Source organism: Streptomyces sp. RGM 3693, assembly GCF_050471125.1.
Lineage (GTDB): Bacteria > Actinomycetota > Actinomycetes > Streptomycetales > Streptomycetaceae > Streptomyces.
Window position 1 is genome coordinate 1,174,366 of the sequence record NZ_JBMPPQ010000003.1, and the last position, 17,808, is coordinate 1,192,173.

Below are 17,808 nucleotides of genomic sequence, written 5' to 3' on the forward strand. Positions count from 1 at the left end.
GTAACCTCGCGCGCATGGGGGGATCCACGTCCGACGCAGCGCAGGACACCGACGAGGAGGCACGCCGGCGGCTGAACGTGTACACCTACCTCAGTGCGCCTGAGCGGCTGGAGCACATCGCGATCATGCGGGTCTTCTGTGGAACGCTGCTGGCGGATCTCGCCGTCCCGGACATCATGGCGAAGCTGCGCCAGGCCGATGGTTCTGCTGCAGGGCTCGACGCCGACACTCTCACGGTCCGGCTGGAACAGCTGGTGCAGTGGGGAAATCTGCTGCGCAGCAGTCACACGGTGAAGGCTTCCAGCATCAGTGAGTACCAGCGTTCCCGCTCTCGCTACCAGCTGTCGAAACTGGGCGAACGCATCCAGCGGGACGCTGATGGTGTCCTGGCCGAGGCCGACGCGGCCCGCGAGGTGAGCAACGAACTGCTGGCACTGGTCGAGCGCGGACTGCGGGAGCTGGCCGGCCTCGTGACCGTACCGGGCGGCATCGAGTCCCAGGACGGACTGGAGCGGATCAGTACGTTGTTCGTGCAGTTCACCGAATTCGCAGACTCCATACGCGACTTCTACGCCTATCTCGGCCAAGTGCTGTCCCGCTACGACCTGGACAGCGCCGAGTACCAGGGCTTCAAGGAACTGCTCCTGGACTACGTCGAGGCGATCACGGAGGACGTGGCGTTCCGCGCGCCCCGCATCTCGGCGGCGCTGGACACCCTGTGGCCGCACATCCCGGCTCTGCTGGACCGCCTGGACGCCCACGCCCAGGGGCTCACCGGGCTCTCAGCGCAGGGCGAGGACCGCCTGGAGGTCCGAGTCCAGCGCAGCCGGGGCCGCGAGCTCGCGGACTGGGAGGGTCTGCGCGGCTGGTTCAGCGACGCCGACGGTCAGGGCAGCCAGGTCGACCAACTACGGGACGCCACGCTGCGCGCGTTGCAGTCGTTGCTCGCCAACGCCAAGCGGATGCTGCGGTCGGCCACCGGGGAGATGTCCCGGCGCAAGGATCTGCTGCGGCTGGCCCGCTGGTTCGACGAAGCGGCACCGCAGGACGCACACGACATCGCCGTCGCCGCGTTCGGACTGTACGGCGCCCGCCATCTGGGCATACCTCCTGCCACCGACGAGGTGGTGCCCGCCTACACGAGCTGGTGGACCGGGCCGGTGGTCGAGGTGCCCGTGGCCCTGCGTGAGAGGGGCAGCCGCGCCCAGCGGGGCCGGACGTCCGCGGTGGAGGACCACTCTGCGCAGAAGCAGCGGCTTCGGGAGGCCGCCCGTCAGCGGGCGGCAGCCAGGGCAGCGGCGGCGGACGAACTGCGCAGCGCGTCTGGCCGGTTCGCCGAGGTGCACCTCACGTCGGCGGCGCTCGGGCTGCTCCTGGAGCTGCTGGCCACGGCACTCGGAAACGCCCAACTCAGGAGTCGCGCCGATACTGGCGGGGAGGCAGCGAGCTTCGCCCTGGACTCGGCGCGCAGCGAGGACGCCGAACTGGGCATCCGGCTCACCGTGCGTCGGGCTGAGGGCACACAGACGGTGCTGCACTCGGCCGACGGCGACCTGCTGCTGGATCACCTGGAGCTGGACATCGGTCGCATCTCCGTCGCGGGTGGAGGCGAAGCGAAGGCGAGCGTGTCATGACCCTTCCCTCGACTCACGACGTGGCTCTGGCCGCCGAGCGCCGCAGCGCCGCCCGACTGCTCCTTGCCCACCCCCTGGTGGCGTCGGACGGCCCCCATGCCGACCTCTTCCCTCTGATCCGCAGGCACGCCGACTGGCTGGGCAAACGGTTTCAGCAAGTTCTCGGCTACCGCCTACTGGTCGACAGCTCATACGCCCGGCTGTTCAAGGCGGGGCTGGGGGCGGGCTCGGGACACCGGTTGGAGCGCTCCACCGGCACCCCCTTCACCCCACACACGTACGCCTGCCTCGCGCTGGCCCTGTCTGTGCTCGTGACCGCTCCCGAGCAGATGCTGCTGTCGCAGTTGGTCGCCGACATCAGGGCCGCCGCGGCCGACGCAGGGATCGAACTGGAGGAGACGGGTCGGGTGGCTGGGAAGCGGACCCTGGTCGCGGCTCTGCGGCAGTTGGTCGATTGGGGCGTGCTCATCGAGACCGAGGGCCAGGTGGCCGCGATCGCGCAGGAAGCGGGCGGGGAAGCCTTGATCACGGTGGATCGCGAACTGGCACGCGTGGTCGTCGCCGGCCCGCTCGCACAAGCCCGGGACGGCGCCGAGCTGGTTCAGCGAGCAGCGGACCCGGGGTTCGGCGGACCTCGCACCTATGTACGCCGGATGCTCGTCGAGACACCCGTCGTCCACCTCGACGAGCTCACCGACGCCGAGCGCGACTGGCTGCGCACCCGGCAGCGCCGGGAGGCCCAGGCTTTCTCCGAACTCCTGGGTCTGGAAATGGAGATCCGTGCCGAGGGCGTGGCGCTGGTGGACCCTGAGGAGGAGCTGACAGATCTGCACCTGCCTGGCACCGGGACCGTCGCACAAGCCGCGCTGCTACTGGCGGAACGGCTCGTGGAACGGCTTCGGCCGCAGGAGCCGGGGCATCCTGCGACGGGCGGGACGCTCATGATCGGGGTGGCTGTCCCGGACGGCTTGGTGGACGAGGTGCTGGCCGGGCTGATCGCCGAGTACGGGCAGCGCAGCAACTGGCAACGTGGCTACCTGGAGGACCTTTCTTCCCTGCGCGAGGCAGTGCTGGACCTGTTGGTCCGCATGCGGCTGATGGCCCGTGGTGGCCGGCTGCGCGCTGAGGGAGAAGGACTGCCGCAGGGATACGTCGAAGAAGCGCCGGAAGGTCGCACGGTGACCGATGTCCATGGCGCACGGCCTGGCGGAGGTGGCTGCGTGCTGCTGGCCGCAGCGGCTCGCTACGCCACCCACGTCACCGTGCGCCCGGCCACCGCAACTGGCAAAAGTACGGACGTCCAAGAGGAGTTGCCGCTATGACTACCGACGCGCGTGGCCCCGTTCCGCTGCCGCGTGCCGGGGCCGCGACGACCACCGGCGCCCGCTTCCGGCTACACCGGGCGGGCATCCAGAACGTCTGGCAGTACGACGAGCAGGAGTTCTCCTTCGGCGACGGGCGGCTGCTTCTGCGTGGCAAGAACGGCGCAGGCAAGTCCAAGGCCCTGGAGATGCTGCTTCCGTATCTTCTGGATGGCGACTCCCGGGCACTGGACGCGACAGGCACCGGCCGCACCACGCTTGCCTGGCTGATGCTGGACGGATTCGAGCAGACCAACCGTCTCGGGTATCTGTGGGTGGAGTTCCGGGGCACGGCCGACGACGGCGGTCACCGCCACCTGACGCTCGGTGCCGCCATCCGTGCCTCGAAGTCGACGCAGAGGGCGCTGCCGACGTTCTTCGTCACCCCGCTGCGGATCGGTGAGGACCTGCATCTGGTCGAGGCAGGTAAGCCGCTGTCGGTCGACCGGCTCAAAGAGATCGTCGGCTCCGAGAACGCGACCGACCGTGCGGTCCTGCACCGCTCCCGTGTGGCCCGCGAGCTGTTCGGCATCGCCGACCCGACGCGCTACCGCAACCTCACCCAGCTCCTCCACCGGCTACGGCGTCCGACGGTCGGGGACCGCATCGAACACGGGGGCCTGGCCTCCCTGCTCAGCGAAACCTTGCCAGGGCTCGACGAGGACGTGGTCGAGAAGGTGGCGCGCAACCTCCACGACCTCGACGCCGTACGAGACGAACTCGGCCGCCTGGAGCGCACCGACGCGGCGCTGCGCACCTTCCTCACCAGTTACCGCGGCTACTTGTCCGGCGTCCTGCGTACCTCCGCGCAGAGAGTCGGTCACGAGCTGGGTGTCCTCGCACAGCGGCGCCGGGCTGCCGGAGACGCCGCACAGCGGACGAGCGACCTGAGGACGCAGGAGGAGGAGTCCGATGGCCGTCTGGAGACCCTGCGTGAAGAGGAACAGGCTGCCCGGACCGACCTGGCCGCCCTGCATACCAGTCATGCCTATCGCAGTCTGCGCGAACTGTCGGAGCGTCGTGGCACGGTGGAGGCTCTGCATACCGCCGCCGTGGCTGCGTTCACCACCCTGCGAAACGCACATGATGCAGAGGAGAGCTCGGCGGAACGGCTGGCCGAAGGCGTCGAACATATCGGAAGCCGGCTGGCCGAGTTGGGATCAGAACACCGGGGGCTGCTGACGCAGGCGGAGAAGGCCGGACTTCCCACCGGCCATCTCGGCGCGGCGGTGGCCCTGTCGCGCACGGTTCTCGCCCAGGCCACGGAGACTGAGCTGACGACTCCGGACGGGGAGGCACGCACCGTAAGACACGGATCGGTGGCCCGCGTGGACACGGTCACGACGCAGGAAGGGCTGCGGACCTGGCAGAACCAGTTGGAGGACGGTGAGGCGGTCGCGAGAAACCGGGCCCGGATGGCCCAGGAGGTGACCCGCCTCATCTCACGGGCGGACGAGGCCCGGGCCGGGGCGGCTCAGGCCGATGCCGAGCGGGAACGGCTGGAGGGCGAAGCGGAAGAGGCCGCCGGTCATCTCGACGGCAGCCGTCAGAGGGTCGCTGAGGAGAGCGGCGCCTACGCCCGCCAAGTCGCCGAGTGGGCGACGCACTCGCGGACTGCGCTGGGTCCCAACTGCCCGCCGCTGGACGCCGTCCACGCCTCGGTCAGCTGCGAGACCTCTGCCGACGCACCGTTCGCGGACCGCACGCTACCGCCCGACATCGACAGCCCGGCGTGGCGAACGGCTCAAGCCGCTTTGGAGCCGTACGGCGAAGAACTCACCGGACGCCGGGACGCCCTGGCGCTCGACGTCAGCCAGCTCAGTAAGGATCTGGACCACCTGACGGAGCAGAAACGGGACTGGGAGCAAACGACCGATCCTGAGCCGCCGGCCCCGCACCATCGCGTCGCCGAAAGGACGCCGGGCACGGGAGCGCCCTTCTACCGGCTTGTGGACTTCGCGGATGCCCTTGTTCCGGCCGACCGGGCGGGTCTGGAAGGAGCCTTGGAGGCCAGTGGAATCCTGGACGCATGGGTAGGCGCGGACGGTGTCCTTCTCGATCCCTGCACCCGGGACACCGTCCTGCGGCCCGGTCCCGTGCTGTCGGACGGGCCGACTCTCGCCTCGGTCCTGCGGCCGGCCCCTGAACCAGGTTGCGGCGTGACCGCCGAGCAGGTGGGGTGCCTGCTGGCCAGCATTGCACTCGCACCAGCACAGGAGACTTCCGCTCACAACACGGCTTTTCACGACGGCAGTTGGCGTCTGGGCGTGCTCGGCGGCCGTCATGACAAGGGCGACACCGAGTACGTGGGAGCCGCAGTACGCGCAGAGACGCGGCGGCGCAGCCTCGCCGAGCTGGAGGAACGGATCGCACAGACAGAACAGCGGCTGGCCGGCATCCGCGAGGAGCTCGACGTAGCCGATGCCATGCGCCGGTCGCTCACGTTCGCGGAACGGAACTTCCCCCGGCCACGGAGTCTCGCGGACGCCTGGAGCAGGACCGAATCAGCGGAGAGGACGCTGCGTGACCTGACCGTCAAGGCGACCCGGGCGGCACGGCTGGCCGAGGAGGCCCGCGCTCTCGCGGTATCGGCGCGTGCCGAGGCGGATGCCACCGCGACGGCCCACGACCTGCCCGGCGACCCCACCACCCTGGACCGCGCACGCACGCGCTGGCTGCCCTGCTTACCGATATCGGTCATCTGCGCAGGGCCATCAGCGGCACGGGCGAGCGGCTCGGCACCAACCAGACCGATGCCGATCGGTACGGACGCGCGCGAGAAGATCGCCTGGCCGCCGACGAGAGCTACCGGCTCCGTCTCGCCGGACTGCGCACCGCGGCACAAGACCTGCACACCCGCGAGCAGGCCATCGGTTCGTCCGAGGAAGAGATCCTCGTCCGCGAGCAGGAGGCCAAGCGGCGCATCGCGAACGCCGTCCATGCCCTCCCCGGGGCACAACGAGCCCGCGACGAGCTCCACGACCTGCGCGTGCGCGCGGAAGAGGACGAGAAGCGCCTGCGCGGAAACCTGGCAGACCAGGAGACGACGGTCATCGACACCGGCAGCGCACTTCGTGGTGCTCTCTGCCGACCTGAGGTGCTGCGCGGCGCCAGCCTTGACCGGTCCTCACTGCCCGCATACGTGTCGGACGATCCCGGCACGGACGTCCGCACCCGTCTGCGAGCACTGCGGGCACTCGCGGACGCAGTAGAACAGGCCCTCGGCCGCCCGAAGGGCGAAGTGTCGGACAGCACCCTGCTCAACCGCCATACCGAGCTGCGCGACCAACTGGCCGGCGGATTCGACGCACAGCTTGAAGAACGCGACGGGATCAAGGTGTGCCGCCTGGTCGACGACCACGGGTCCCATGACGTCGCGGCCGTGGGCGAGCGGATCGCGGTCCAGGCCGCGGAGGCCCGGGGCCGACTCACCGAGCGCGAACGTGAGGTATTTCAGAGGTTCCTGACCGGAGAACTGGGCGATCATCTCTCGGCGCAGGTCATCACCGCGGCGAATCTGGTCGCGGCGCTCAACGGCACCCTGCGGACCGTACGCACGTCCCACGGTCTCGGTGTCGAGCTGCTATGGAAGCTGGACGAAGACGTGGACGCGGATGTGCGCGCGGCCGTCGAGCTGCTGCGCAGTCCATCAAGCCTCAGGACGCGCGAGCAGACTGAGCAGCTGCGCGAGGTCCTGCAACGCCGGATCGAGGACGCCCGTCGTGCCGACCCGTCAGCCGGTTACGCCGCCCATCTGCGGACCGCGCTGGATTACCGCGACTGGTTCCGTTTTCACACCTTTGTGGTCGAGGACGCGGCCCCGGGCCGCCGTCGGAAACTGACCGGCCGGACCGGGCTCAGCCAGGGCGAGCAGCGGGTGCTCTCCTACCTCGTGCTCTTCGCCGCGGCTGCCGCCCACTTCAGCAGTCTCGCCGAGTCAGCACCGCACACGCCGCGGTTGATCCTCTTGGACGACGCCTTCGCGAAGGTCGACGAACCCACCCATGGACGACTGGGCCGTATCCTCGTCGACCTCGATCTCGACTTCGTCCTCACCAGCGAGCGGCTCATGGGAAACTGGCCCGAAGTTCCGTCCCTGCACATCTACGAGTGCCTCCGTGACCCCCATGTGCGCGGGGTGGCCACTCTGCACTACACCTGGAACGGTCGGCACCGGCGTCTGGTGTCCGTATGAGCGGGCTGCCCGCCGCAACGCGTGACTGGCTGACGGGACCTGGACTCACCCGGCTCTGGGAGGGGGTACGCAAGCGCCTGGAGAGCAACGGCGTACAGGCCACGGGTTCGCTCCGGCTGACCGCGATGAACGCCCAGGAACGCAACGACTTGTCCCTTCTGCTGGGGAAACCCCTCACAGGGCCGACCGTGACCGTGCGGCTCGACATGCTCGACGCACGGCTGAGGGCCTCGGCCGCCGGACTCGGCCTCAGGCAGACCCTGGAGGAACTCGGCCCGCCACTCACCGACCGCCGTGCCGCCCGCGCGGACGTGGCGGCACGGCGGGAGCAGGTGTGGTCGTCCCTCGCCATGTCGCTGGACGCCTCACCGCTCGCCGCCCAGGAATGGCCCCGGCGGTGGTACGACCTGTTGCGCCGCGCCGGTGTTCCGAGAGGAGTGTCGCCCGAAGCGGCCATAGGGACACTCCAGCAGGCGGTCCACGTCCTCACCACTCTCCTAGGGCCCCCGCGCGACGGCGTACTCGGCCGAGGAGAACTCGCCGCCATGGCGACCGGCTCCGCTCACGGCTTGGACGACGGCACCTGGCTCGCACGCCTCGTCCAACGCGGCGTCGCCCTTGCCCATGGCACCGAGTTCCCCGACGACGCGGCCGGTCGACGCGCCCTGTGGCGGCAGGTAGCCGTCACGCCGGACGAGGTCTCCAGCACGGTGCTGACCTACGGGCTGCGACCCGACGGCGAGGGCTGGCGGGAGCGTGCCCTACGGGAGCGAGCCGAGCATCACGCCGAAGCCCACCTCACACCGCGTGACCTGCACACTCTGCGGCTGCAACTCCCCACCGGAACGCTCATCCGCATCTGTGAGAATCCACGCGTGGTGGAAGCCGCAGCGGACGCGGCCTGCGCACAGCCCCTCGTATGCACGTCAGGCAGCGCCGCCACGGTGGTCTTCACTCTTCTTGACGCCCTCGCCGCCACGGGCTGCCGCTTCGCCTACCACGGCGACTTCGACTGGCCAGGGGTCGCTCTGGCCAACCGGGTCATCCGCCGCTACGAAGCTGTGTCGTGGCGCATGAGGGCCGCGGATTACGAACACCTGGCCGCGCGCAGTCAGGCTGAGGGCATCCCTCAACTGGCGCTCGACGGCTCGCCTGTCAGCGCAGATTGGGACCCGGATCTCGCCCCTGCCATGACCGCCCTCGGCATCGCGCTCCATGAGGAGGCCACCCTCGATCTCTTGGTGGCCGACCTGTCACGCCAGGCGTAGAGACGTCGGCGTCGTGCCGAACCTGGGGAGCCAACCTGCTCCGCAAGCCCCCTCCGGAACCGTATGTTCGTCACTGCTTGCCCTGTCAGTCCCCTTCGGCATGATTGGCGTCAACACCTGGTACATCACCGTGCCCGGGCGGGTCCGACCAGAGGCCAGGGGCGCGGTGTCGGAGATTGGAGTCCGATGGCCGCGGCGGAATCACGTACGTCTCTCCCCTTCGATTTCCTGCGCACCATCATCGCGCAGGCGTCCGACGACTCCCCGCCCACACGCATGGCCATCGAGGCGATACGGACGGCATCTCCGGGCACAGACCGGGACGGCCTGCTCACATCCCTGCTCACGGGACCGCTCGCGCAGTCGGCCCCCGAGTGGCTGTTGGCCACGGCAGTGGAGAGCGATCTCCAGCGCGAACCGCAGCCGCACATGACGGCCGACCGCATGGAGTTGACCCGCGTCGCTCTGTCGCACCCAACCTGCCCGGACACATACAGGGCGCGGTTTCTGCAGGAATGCAGTGAAGCGCAACTCGGTGTGCTTGGCCGGAGGGAGGGTGGGGCTGCGCTCATCCACGGCGTCGTCGCTGAGCTCCACCGCCGCTCGGCAACGGGCCTGACCATCACCCCCGAGCTGCTGACGGCTCCGACACCCGCCCAGGTCGTACTCGGTGAACACGGCCTGCACGAGGACGTGTTCGTCGCGGCCCTCGACTGCCTCCCGTTCGGGCCGGGCGAGTATGCCGGCGAAGAGGACATCGATGCGTGGATGGAGCGCGACCGTGCCGCATCCGAGGCATGGGACAGCATGTGGTCAGGCGTCCTCCGGGCGCACACCGGGCATTACCGCCGCCTACTGGCCTGGTCCGCGCGGCATTCCGCCGCCGATCGTGTGGTGCGCAAGCACCTGCTCGGCTCCTTGCCATGGCACGTCGAACCGGCCCTGTTGGAGGAAGTCGCCGCACACGACCTGGAGTCCTTCGGGCGAGCGGTCCTCGTCACCCGGATTTCCCGGTCCTGCCGGGACGGGCTGACGCCCGCGCAGGCACGGGAACGCTACGCCGACGAGTTGGCGGCCACGTCCCAGGAGGAGCGGGACTACGTGGAGCGATTCCTGGACGAGGAGATGCAGTCCGAGTACCTCCTGACCGTGCGCTGCCGCTCCGCTGTCGCCTGGGTGGAGCGGGCAGGCTGCCAAACCTGGCGGTTCCTCCTCAACCCCGGCGAGGCCCAGCGTTACGGCCGGCCCCAGAAATGGCTGGCGTCCCAGGAACTCGTCGCCGCTCTCGGCACCCAGTTCGCGACCATCTGCCTTACCGCTCTGAGCCTCTGGGAGCCGGACCCCGATTCGCGCTATCCGGTCGTGCGCGACCTCGGCTGGTTGCACGCGCTCCTCGTACATCTCCCCGAAGTCCCAGAGGAGGCGCGGCAGAAGGCGCATCTCGTGGTTCAGGAGACCCAGCGGGCCCTGTCTACCGGGTCCGGTGCGTACGGTTACCCCTCCAGCCATTCCGCGTGGGAGAAGAACCGGCGGGCCAAGGAACTGATCGCCACCATCATGCCGCTCGTCACCGATCCCGTCCCTGCCTTGCCGGGCCGACGCACGGCCTCCCTCGGCGACCCACAAGGCATCGGGTTCAAGAAGTTGGCCGACGCCGACGAGGACGTTCTCGTCGCCTACCTGGACCGGCACACGGGCAACGACACGCTCGTCGAGGAGACCCTGCTCTCCTTCGCCGCCCGCTCCTATCGAAAGTCCCTCACCTTCGACGACGTACTGGCCCGCCACTCCGCCCCGCAGCAGACACTGCTCGACCTCACGCTGCACCTGCGCAGGCGCCTGGGCGGCGGACCCGACCTGCGCGGAAGCTGGGCCGAGATCATGCTGGCCCGGCCCGAGTGCCCTCCGGAGCTGCTCCGGCTGCTGCCTGCCCGGTCAGCGCTGAAGGCCCGCGGCCCGCGCTACGACACCACTCATCCCGCAGTCGCCGCCTACGTCACCGAGGCGCTCGGCGACAGTGACGCGGCATGGCAGCGGTTCGCGGCGAGCCCCATGTCGCACGCCGGCCCAGGCGCCTGGTATCGGCTCGGCGACCTCCTCGACGCGGCAGTCGAGGGGACCGCGTGGCCGACGCCTCCACCGGGACGATGACAGCAGCCATGCCGATCAGTCCCAGCCTCGTGGACATGAACCCTGAGCGCCTGGCCAAGTAACGGCACGATTTGGACGATTGGCTCCTCAGGAGCCGTCGGGGAGCCACCCCGGTTCCGGGGCGCTTCAGCAGCGTCGATGTGAGCGGTTTGCGCGCGAGCGCAGAGACTCCCATGAGCTGCGACTTTCCCGGCAGATTCAGGACTCCTAACAAAAGTGGTGGGCTTGACCTGGTCAGCGGTCGGTGTCGTGCACGAGGCCGCCGGGTAGCGGGACGCGGTCAGCCGCGTAATCGCACGTGAGAAACCCGGCGACGTCGACGATCATCCCCGGGATACTGGTCGCCCATGGATGAGGTCAAAGTCGTCGTCGCCCATTCCGAGCGCGCGACCCTGCGCGTCGGCGATGTGTTTCTGAAGGTGGACGCCGATCAGGCGCGCATCGACGTCGAGGTCGAGGCGATGTCCCTCGCGCCAGTCCCAACCCCGGTGGTCCTGTGGCGCAAGCCGCCCGTGCTCGCGATCGCCGCACTCCCAGGGACGACGCTTGGACGCCTCGGCGGGCCGTCGACCGGGTCGCCGACGGCATGGGCCGCGGCGGGCGCCGCCATCCGGAAGTTGCACGATGCACCGCTGCCGCCCCGGCCGGGCCAGGCTGGCCGGAGCATCATCGCGCTGGTGGCGGAACTCGACGACGAGTGCGAGTGGCTCGTGACGAACGGCGTCCTGCCCGCGGACCTGGTCACCCGCAACCGCCAGGTCGCCGAGGCCGCACTCCGGCCGTGGACTCCGGCGTTCACACACGGCGACCTGCAGATCGCGCACGTCTTCGTCGACGGCGACGAGGTCACGGGCATCATCGACTGGTCCGAGGCGGGCCAGGGTGATGCCCTGTACGACCTCGCCACCTTCACGCTCGGACACGAGGAGCACCTTGACGACGTCATCGCCGGCTATGGCACCGACGTCGACCTCGACGTGATCCGCGCGTGGTGGTCGTTGCGAAGCCTGCTGGCGGTTCGCTGGCTGGTCGAGCACGGCTTCGACCCGTTCGCGCCGGGCTGTGAGGTCGACGTGCTGAGATCCCGCATGTGAGGCTGCGCGGGCCCGACTGCTGCGAGTGCGTTCTGACGCATCGAGCAGGCCATCCCCTCGGGTACATCGCCTGCCCTTACTCTCAACAGAGTGCGGTGCGCAGTCGTCGCCAACAGATGACGGCGCAGCCGAGGGTGACGAACGCGTGGTGGATGTCGTCGCGGACCTCCCAGCGGGTGCGCAGGCGGCGGAACCAGTACAACAGCGCGATCGCTCCTTCCACGACCCAGCGGTACACGCCCAGGCCGGAGCCGTGCCCGGTGCCGCGCCGGGCGATGTGCGGGGTGATCTGGAACCGGCGGACCTTGTCCCGGTAGACCTCGTGGTCATCACCGCGGTCGGCGTACAGGTGCTTGGGGCGGCGCAGTGGCTGACCGCGCTTGCCGCGGATCGGCGGGACGGCCTGGATCAGCGAGATCAGTTGGCTGACATCGTTGCGGTTGCCGCCAGTGGTGATTGCCGCGAGCGGGATGCCGTGCGCCTCAACGATCACGTGGTGCTTGCTGCCGGCCTTGCCCCGGTCCACCGGGGACGGACCAGTGGCCGGCCCGCCCTTCATCGCGCGGATGTGGCTGGAGTCGACCGCGGCGCGGGAGAAGTCCAGCAGGTCTGCGGCCCGCAGCTCGGAGAGCAGCAGCTCGTGCAGGCGCTGCCAGACCCCGGCCTCGTTCCAGTCACGCAGCCGTCGCCAGCAGGTCATCCCCAAGCCGAAGCCCAACTCCTGGGGCAGAAACCCCAGCAGATCCCGGTGTAGAGAACGAACAGGATCCCACACAGCACCTTGCGCCGATAAAGCACAAGCCATCCCGGGGGCCCACGCGCCCTTGATGCGCCCGCTCCCCACTCGACCGTCTGGCCTGCAAGGGCCAGGCAGCCTCTCATACCCGCCACCAGCCGCCCCTCAGAAACACCCCAACCCACCACCGGACGATCACCACCGATCCAACGACCGCCCGTGCCCCGGAAGATCGACGAGGCACCATTGGGCCAGCGCGGGCGCCATTCCCCGGAACCGCCCGCATCATTCATGCCCTGGGAACGCCCGCCCCGGTAGCCCTTCCCGCTCGTCCGGCGACGGCCCGTCCCAAAGGCAGTGCCGGCACCGGTCGCGAGAACGTCTCACCGCGACGCTGCCACCGACAGCCCGCCAATGGTGGTTCCTCGGCCGCCGTGATGTCTTGCCGTCATTGCGAGGCCCACCTCGGCCGAACACCGGCACGGCGTCCCACCACGCTGAAGCCCGGATCCCCATCAGATACCGGATCACGGCGATTGGCTACCGCCTGCGCGGCTGCCGGCGGACTACGGTCGGCGTATGGAGATCATCGTCGTGTACGAGCTCGACCAACCGGCGAGCACGACAGACACCAGCCCCGGCGAGGCCGGGGCCCGGGTCCGACGAGTGCACGCAGCGCCCGGCGCCCCAGGAGCGCCTTCCTCCCCCGGCCCACGGACCTTGTGCGGCAAGGACACCTTCGCCATGGAGGCATCCTCCTGGCGGCCCTCGGGACACCCGGGGTCACCGTGGTACCCGCAGGCGTACGCCGACCGGGTCTGCGGTAGCTGCGACAGTGCGATGGAAGACGAGACTTGAGCCAAGCCCACCGGATAGCACGCCGTCCTCCAGACGAAGGGCCCACTCAGCTGGTGTGCGGGACACAGCCAAATCTTCGGGCATTGTTGATGAGCCCTCACTCCGTACAGGGCTCAGCGAGATAGGTGCCGGCCAGCGTGCCCTCGTATCCCGCAGCCTGGGCTGCGGCCTCCAGGCTCGGGTAGTCCTGACCGATGCCTTCCCCAATCATCGTCAGGTAGTCCGCACAGGTCAGTTCGCGCTCGACCCACTGGTGTGCGCAGCGGCAGCGGATGAGCCGGCCGGCAAGACCGGGGGCTGAGCCCAGCCGGCTCTTACCCCGCTGAGGCTTCCCCAGCGAAATGATCTGCGGGTGGGCCACGAGGCTGGGCAGGCGTAAAGCCCCTGGTGGGACTGGTCTGCCAAGACCATGTCCGCTCGAACCAGAGGCTTCACGTTGGCCACCTACGCTGCCGCGCTCGGCGTCCCACGTCACATCGTGGAGTTCCTCGCCCGGCTGCTGGCCACCCACATCGGCACTCCGAAGGGCTCTCGCGCCCTGGGCCCGTTCCGCCAGGCGGTACTGGTGCTGCGCTGGTTCCGAGAACGCGGCTGCGTGCACTGCCTGGCCCGGGACGCCGGGATCTCACAGGCCACCGGCTACCGCTACCTCCATGAGGGCATCGGCGTGCTGGCCGCCCAAGCTCCCGAGCTGCACGAGGTGTTGGACCGCTGCCGCGCCGAGGGGATGCACACGTGGTGCTCGACGGCACGCTGATCGCCTGTGCCCGGCTGGCCGGGGTCCGGGAGAACGGCAATGACCCGTGGTTCTCCCAGAAGCACAAGAGCTTCGGCGGCAACATCCAGCTCCTGGCCGCGCCGGACGGCTCCCCGTTGTGGGTCTCTGACGTCGAGCCGGGTTCCACCCCGGACATCACCGCCGCCCGTATCCACGTGCTTCCCGCACTGTACAAAGCCGCCGCTGACGGGCTACCCACGCTCGCCGACAAGGGCTACATCGGCGCCGGCATCGGTATTCACGTGCCCGTACGCCGCCCCAAAAGCCGCTCCGAGACCGCCCTGGACCGAGGAACCCGCGCCACGAATGCGCTGATCAGACACGTGCGGGCGCGCGGCGAGCGGACCGCGGCGGAACTGAAGGAACGCTGGCGAACCCTCAAGCACGTCACACTCAGCCCCAGCAGAATCGGCGACATAGCCCGCGCCACACTCGTCCTCAACGGACACTGGAAATGATCTGCACTGAGAAAACCTCACTGGGCCATCGGGCCCTTGTCCTATATCGGGGCGAGGCGTCGTGTACGCGTGCTGTGTACGGAGCCGTCCTTGAGTGTGTCAACTACGGCGTCATCAGGCCCCAGAACAGTGCCCAGGGAACGAACACTGCGCTGGCGAGCCCCAGCAGCCCGAGACGGGCGTGGGTCCGGCCCCGTACCGAGGCTCTGGCCCGCCACCAGCCCAGTGCTGTTGCCGCGGTCGTGAGCGCCGTCCCGGCCGTCAGAAGTTGCAGCACGAGCCAGAGCACTGGACGGTTGCCGATCACCGGGCCGGGGGTCAGCGTCATCGCTACAAAGCCGAAGTAGCCCAGGAAGCCGAGCGCTGTAGCCAGTCCTGTCGTCGCCAGCCATCGCGGTGCCCGGCCAGCCCCAGGAGCGCAGGGGCGCCCGCGCAGGCGCCGTATCAGTTCCCCCAGCAGGTACGCGGCGAACGAAACGACCATGAACAAGAAGACTGCGGCCTGCGCCGCGGATGACTGGTATCCGGGGAGAGGGGCCAGAGCATGGCTCTGCCGGACCTGGCGGGGCAGGGCGTCGCTGGTCCGGTGTCCGCTTCCTGCCACCCAGGACGCCATGGTGGCGACATACCCGGGCGTCAATTGCTTACCTCGCTGGAAACCGTCGGGTGAGGCGTGCAGTTTGTGATCGGCGTGCGAGAAAAAGCGGAGCGTCACGTCGGTATTGCCGCCGTCGCGCAGTGCCTTCTCGATGGCGCTGGCGCTTTCCGCAGGAGGCGATTGCTGGTCGTTTCCCCACATGGCAAGCACGGGCTGGCGCAGCCGCCGCAGCACCGGCAGTGGGTCGTAATCCGCCTCGGGCAACAGACCGGCATCCCTGAGAAACCGCGTCCCGGTAACCGGAATGGTTTGCAGCAGTGATCCTGCGACGCCCTCGTGCCGAAGTTTGTTCTCCAGGTACCACGCTGACTGCCGGGCCGGGGACACCCCGGATGCTCCGATCAGTACCACGTACGAGACCTGCGTCGAGCGCGAGGCTGCCAGCGGAGCAACCCAGCCGCCCTCGCTGAATCCCCAGAGCCCGATCTTGTGGGGATCCACATCAGCTCGCCTGCTCAGCAACCGCACACCAGCCAGGGCATCTTCAGCGAGTTGGGCGTAGGACCGCTGTGTCAGCGAGTACCCCGTGGTGCGCTTGTCGTAGCTGAGAACCACGAACCCGGCTCGCGCCATGGCCTGGACCTCGGCCTGGTATTTCGCCCGCTTCTCGGGACCCGAACCGTGCACCAGCACGATCCCGGGCCGCCGTCCTGCCGCCCCAGCAGGTGCCGTGACCGTACCGTGCAGCGTCAAGCCCGCACTGCGGAACTCCACGCTCTCCCCGATGCCCTGCCCGGCAGGACGCGCCACGGCTACCCCACTTGCTACCGCCAGGGCGGCCAGCACCGCAATCAGACATATAGCCCACCGGACCCGCATACCGTCCCCCGATCTTCAAGAAACTCCCTCCCGAAAGCCTCGGTTGGGTACTTCTCGACGATCCTGCTTCGCGTGACTCCTCCCCCGGATAAATCCGGGGGGCTTCTCCTGTCGGTGGCTAGGCCACGTCGGGAAGGACCAGCCCGGCCCTGATGGCGATGTTGAGTGCGCCGACGTGGTCGGCGTTGGCGGTGTGTCCACACCGGGTGCACTCGAACTTCTCCTGCGTGGGGCGGTTCTCGCCGGACACGTGCCCGCAGGCGGGGCAGGTGCGGGAGGTGTTGCGGGGGTCCACCGGGATCAGTCGACGTCCGGCGCTTTCAGCCTTGTGCGCGAGGATGCCCAGGAACACCCCCCAACCCGCGTCGTGGATGCTCTTGTTCAGCCCGGCCTTGGCGGCAGCGCCGTTCGGCAGGAAGGCGCCTGGCTGCTCGGGATCGGGCTTGGGTTTGGGGGTGCGGACCATGTTCGCGATGCTCAGGCGCTCGTGGGCTATCGCGTCGTAGGTGCGGACCATCGCCAGCGCGGTCTTGTGCGCGTGGTCGGTGCGCTGACGCCGCACCTTGCGGTGCAGAGCGGAGACCCTCTCGATCGCTCGGCGGTGCTTGGCGGTGCGGTCCTCGCGCCGACGGCGGGGGAATGCCTTGAGGGCGCGCTGCGCGTCGGCGAGGGCGTCGGCATTGCGTTTGCCGTGCCTGGGGTTTGGCTGGTGTTCGCCCTCGGAGGTGGTCAGGAAGTGGGCTATGCCCATGTCGATCCCGGTGACCGCACCCGTTGCGGGGAGTGGTTCGGCGGGCACCTCGTCACAGGCGAGGATCACGTACCACTGCCGCCCCTCGCGCTTGACAGAGATCGTCTTGACGCGGCCCTTCACGGCGCGGTGCTGGTGCACGCGGACGTGTCCGACGCCTTGCAGGCGCACGCGGGTCACCGGTTCGTGCGGCGTGCCGTCCCAGCGGCAGCCGTCCCCATCCTTCGGGAACTCCACCGTGTCGAACCAGTTCACTCCCCTAAAGCGCGGGTAGCCGGGCTTCTCTCCGGCCTTGACCCGGCGGAAGAACGCCTGCATCGCCTTGTCCAGACGGCGAAGCGTGGCCTGCTGCGAGCTAAACGACCACCGCCCCTGACGCTCCGGATCGAACGCCCGGATGTCCTTGAGCTGGGCGGACTGCATGCCGTACTTGATGCTGGTCTTCGAGGCGTGACGGTAGGCGTCGCGGCGTTCCTGCAAGGCCCCGTTGTAGAGGGAGCAGTGATCCCGAAGCATCTCGCCGAGGGCCTGCGTCTGCCGGACGGTGGGGCGCAGGAGGAACTTATACGCCCGGTGCACGCCCGGCGTCCCCCTTCTGCTTCTTCGTCCAGGGGCGTTCCCACTGGGTGTTGATGTATTTCTCCACCGTGTCCGCCGAGACGGCGCCGACCGAGGCGACGAAGAACGACGACGACCACAGCGTGGGCATGCTCGACTTCAGATGCGGGAACTCCTGGCGGAGCACGCGCGAGGTCAAGCCCTTGAACTGGTTCGCCACGTAGGACGCGGAAGCCTTCGGCTCGTGCTTGACGAACAGGTGCACGTGATCGGGCATCACCTCAAGAGCGATGATCTCCCAGCCCTTCTCAGCGGCCTTGGCCTCAATCAGCTCACGCAGCCGGACCGCGACCCGGCCACCAAGGACCCGGCGGCGGTACTTCGGGCACCACACCACGTGCAACCCCAAGTCGTACACACCACCGGAATACCGGCGAACCTTCCGCGTCACAGTCACAACGATCACCATACGCGTGACACGCATCTAGT

General features: G+C 68.9%; 10 protein-coding genes and 3 pseudogenes. 9 read left to right on the plus strand and 4 right to left on the minus strand.

Annotated elements, in window-relative coordinates; genetic code table 11:
- The first annotated feature begins 14 nt into the window (after positions 1 to 14).
- From ACO0M4_RS33525 to ACO0M4_RS33555, 7 genes and pseudogenes are all read left to right on the plus strand, one after another.
- Positions 15 to 1,634, plus strand: coding sequence for a TIGR02677 family protein (locus tag ACO0M4_RS33525; protein WP_430374843.1), 1,620 nt, complete (start codon positions 15 to 17; stop codon positions 1,632 to 1,634).
- Complete coding sequence (locus ACO0M4_RS33530; RefSeq protein WP_430374844.1) at positions 1,631 to 2,956, plus strand: TIGR02678 family protein; 1,326 nt, start codon at positions 1,631 to 1,633, stop codon at positions 2,954 to 2,956. Before ACO0M4_RS33525 ends, ACO0M4_RS33530 begins: the two co-directional genes overlap by 4 nt.
- Positions 2,953 to 5,601 (plus strand): annotated as a pseudogene (locus ACO0M4_RS33535) (TIGR02680 family protein); the annotation flags it as partial. The gene ACO0M4_RS33530 and the pseudogene ACO0M4_RS33535, both read left to right, overlap by 4 nt.
- Before the next feature lie 107 nt (positions 5,602 to 5,708).
- On the plus strand, positions 5,709 to 7,190 hold the full coding sequence (locus ACO0M4_RS33540) for a TIGR02680 family protein (RefSeq protein WP_430375350.1): 1,482 nt from the start codon (positions 5,709 to 5,711) through the stop codon (positions 7,188 to 7,190).
- Positions 7,187 to 8,458, plus strand: a complete 1,272-nt coding sequence (locus tag ACO0M4_RS33545; RefSeq protein WP_430374845.1) for a TIGR02679 family protein — start codon at positions 7,187 to 7,189, stop codon at positions 8,456 to 8,458. The genes ACO0M4_RS33540 and ACO0M4_RS33545 overlap by 4 nt, the downstream gene beginning before the upstream one ends.
- Positions 8,459 to 8,644: 186 nt before the next feature.
- Positions 8,645 to 10,609, plus strand: coding sequence for a hypothetical protein (locus ACO0M4_RS33550; RefSeq protein WP_430374846.1), 1,965 nt, complete (start codon positions 8,645 to 8,647; stop codon positions 10,607 to 10,609).
- 347 nt (positions 10,610 to 10,956) lie between these two features.
- Entirely contained in the window at positions 10,957 to 11,703 is a 747-nt protein-coding gene (locus ACO0M4_RS33555) for a phosphotransferase family protein (protein WP_430374847.1), read from the plus strand.
- A gap of 82 nt (positions 11,704 to 11,785) precedes the next feature.
- Here ACO0M4_RS33555 and ACO0M4_RS33560 read toward each other — a convergent pair.
- A pseudogene (locus ACO0M4_RS33560) lies at positions 11,786 to 12,513 on the minus strand (IS5 family transposase); the annotation flags it as partial.
- 505 nt (positions 12,514 to 13,018) lie between these two features.
- Here ACO0M4_RS33560 and ACO0M4_RS33565 point away from each other — a divergent pair.
- Both ACO0M4_RS33565 and ACO0M4_RS33570 read left to right on the plus strand, forming a co-directional pair.
- A complete protein-coding gene (locus tag ACO0M4_RS33565; RefSeq protein WP_430374848.1) occupies positions 13,019 to 13,297 on the plus strand; it encodes a hypothetical protein in 279 nt (92 codons plus the stop codon).
- 436 nt (positions 13,298 to 13,733) lie between these two features.
- Positions 13,734 to 14,533: pseudogene (locus ACO0M4_RS33570) on the plus strand (transposase family protein).
- 103 nt (positions 14,534 to 14,636) lie between these two features.
- Here ACO0M4_RS33570 and ACO0M4_RS33575 read toward each other — a convergent pair.
- The 3 genes from ACO0M4_RS33575 to tnpA all read right to left on the minus strand — a co-directional run bounded on the left by ACO0M4_RS33575 (position 14,637) and on the right by tnpA (position 17,788).
- Positions 14,637 to 15,941 carry an alpha/beta hydrolase family protein gene (locus ACO0M4_RS33575; protein WP_430374849.1) on the minus strand — a complete coding sequence of 435 codons (1,305 nt, stop codon included), beginning with the start codon at positions 15,939 to 15,941 and terminating at the stop codon, positions 14,637 to 14,639.
- 187 nt (positions 15,942 to 16,128) lie between these two features.
- Positions 16,129 to 17,340 carry an RNA-guided endonuclease InsQ/TnpB family protein gene (locus ACO0M4_RS33580; protein ID WP_430374850.1) on the minus strand — a complete coding sequence of 404 codons (1,212 nt, stop codon included), beginning with the start codon at positions 17,338 to 17,340 and terminating at the stop codon, positions 16,129 to 16,131.
- A complete protein-coding gene (gene tnpA, locus ACO0M4_RS33585) occupies positions 17,324 to 17,788 on the minus strand; it encodes an IS200/IS605 family transposase (RefSeq protein ID WP_430374851.1) in 465 nt (154 codons plus the stop codon). Before tnpA ends, ACO0M4_RS33580 begins: the two co-directional genes overlap by 17 nt.
- Positions 17,789 to 17,808 lie beyond the last annotated feature (20 nt).

Bases quoted from the DNA above. Each gene is read 5' to 3' on its own strand.
- ACO0M4_RS33550 (WP_430374846.1), top strand. From the start codon at position 8,645: ATGGCCGCGGCGGAATCACGTACGTCTCTCCCCTTCGATTTCCTGCGC.
- ACO0M4_RS33555 (WP_430374847.1), top strand. From the start codon at position 10,957: ATGGATGAGGTCAAAGTCGTCGTCGCCCATTCCGAGCGCGCGACCCTG.
- tnpA (WP_430374851.1), bottom strand. From the start codon at position 17,788: ATGGTGATCGTTGTGACTGTGACGCGGAAGGTTCGCCGGTATTCCGGT.
- ACO0M4_RS33565 (WP_430374848.1), top strand. From the start codon at position 13,019: ATGGAGATCATCGTCGTGTACGAGCTCGACCAACCGGCGAGCACGACA.
- ACO0M4_RS33530 (WP_430374844.1), top strand. From the start codon at position 1,631: ATGACCCTTCCCTCGACTCACGACGTGGCTCTGGCCGCCGAGCGCCGC.
- ACO0M4_RS33525 (WP_430374843.1), top strand. From the start codon at position 15: ATGGGGGGATCCACGTCCGACGCAGCGCAGGACACCGACGAGGAGGCA.
- ACO0M4_RS33545 (WP_430374845.1), top strand. From the start codon at position 7,187: ATGAGCGGGCTGCCCGCCGCAACGCGTGACTGGCTGACGGGACCTGGA.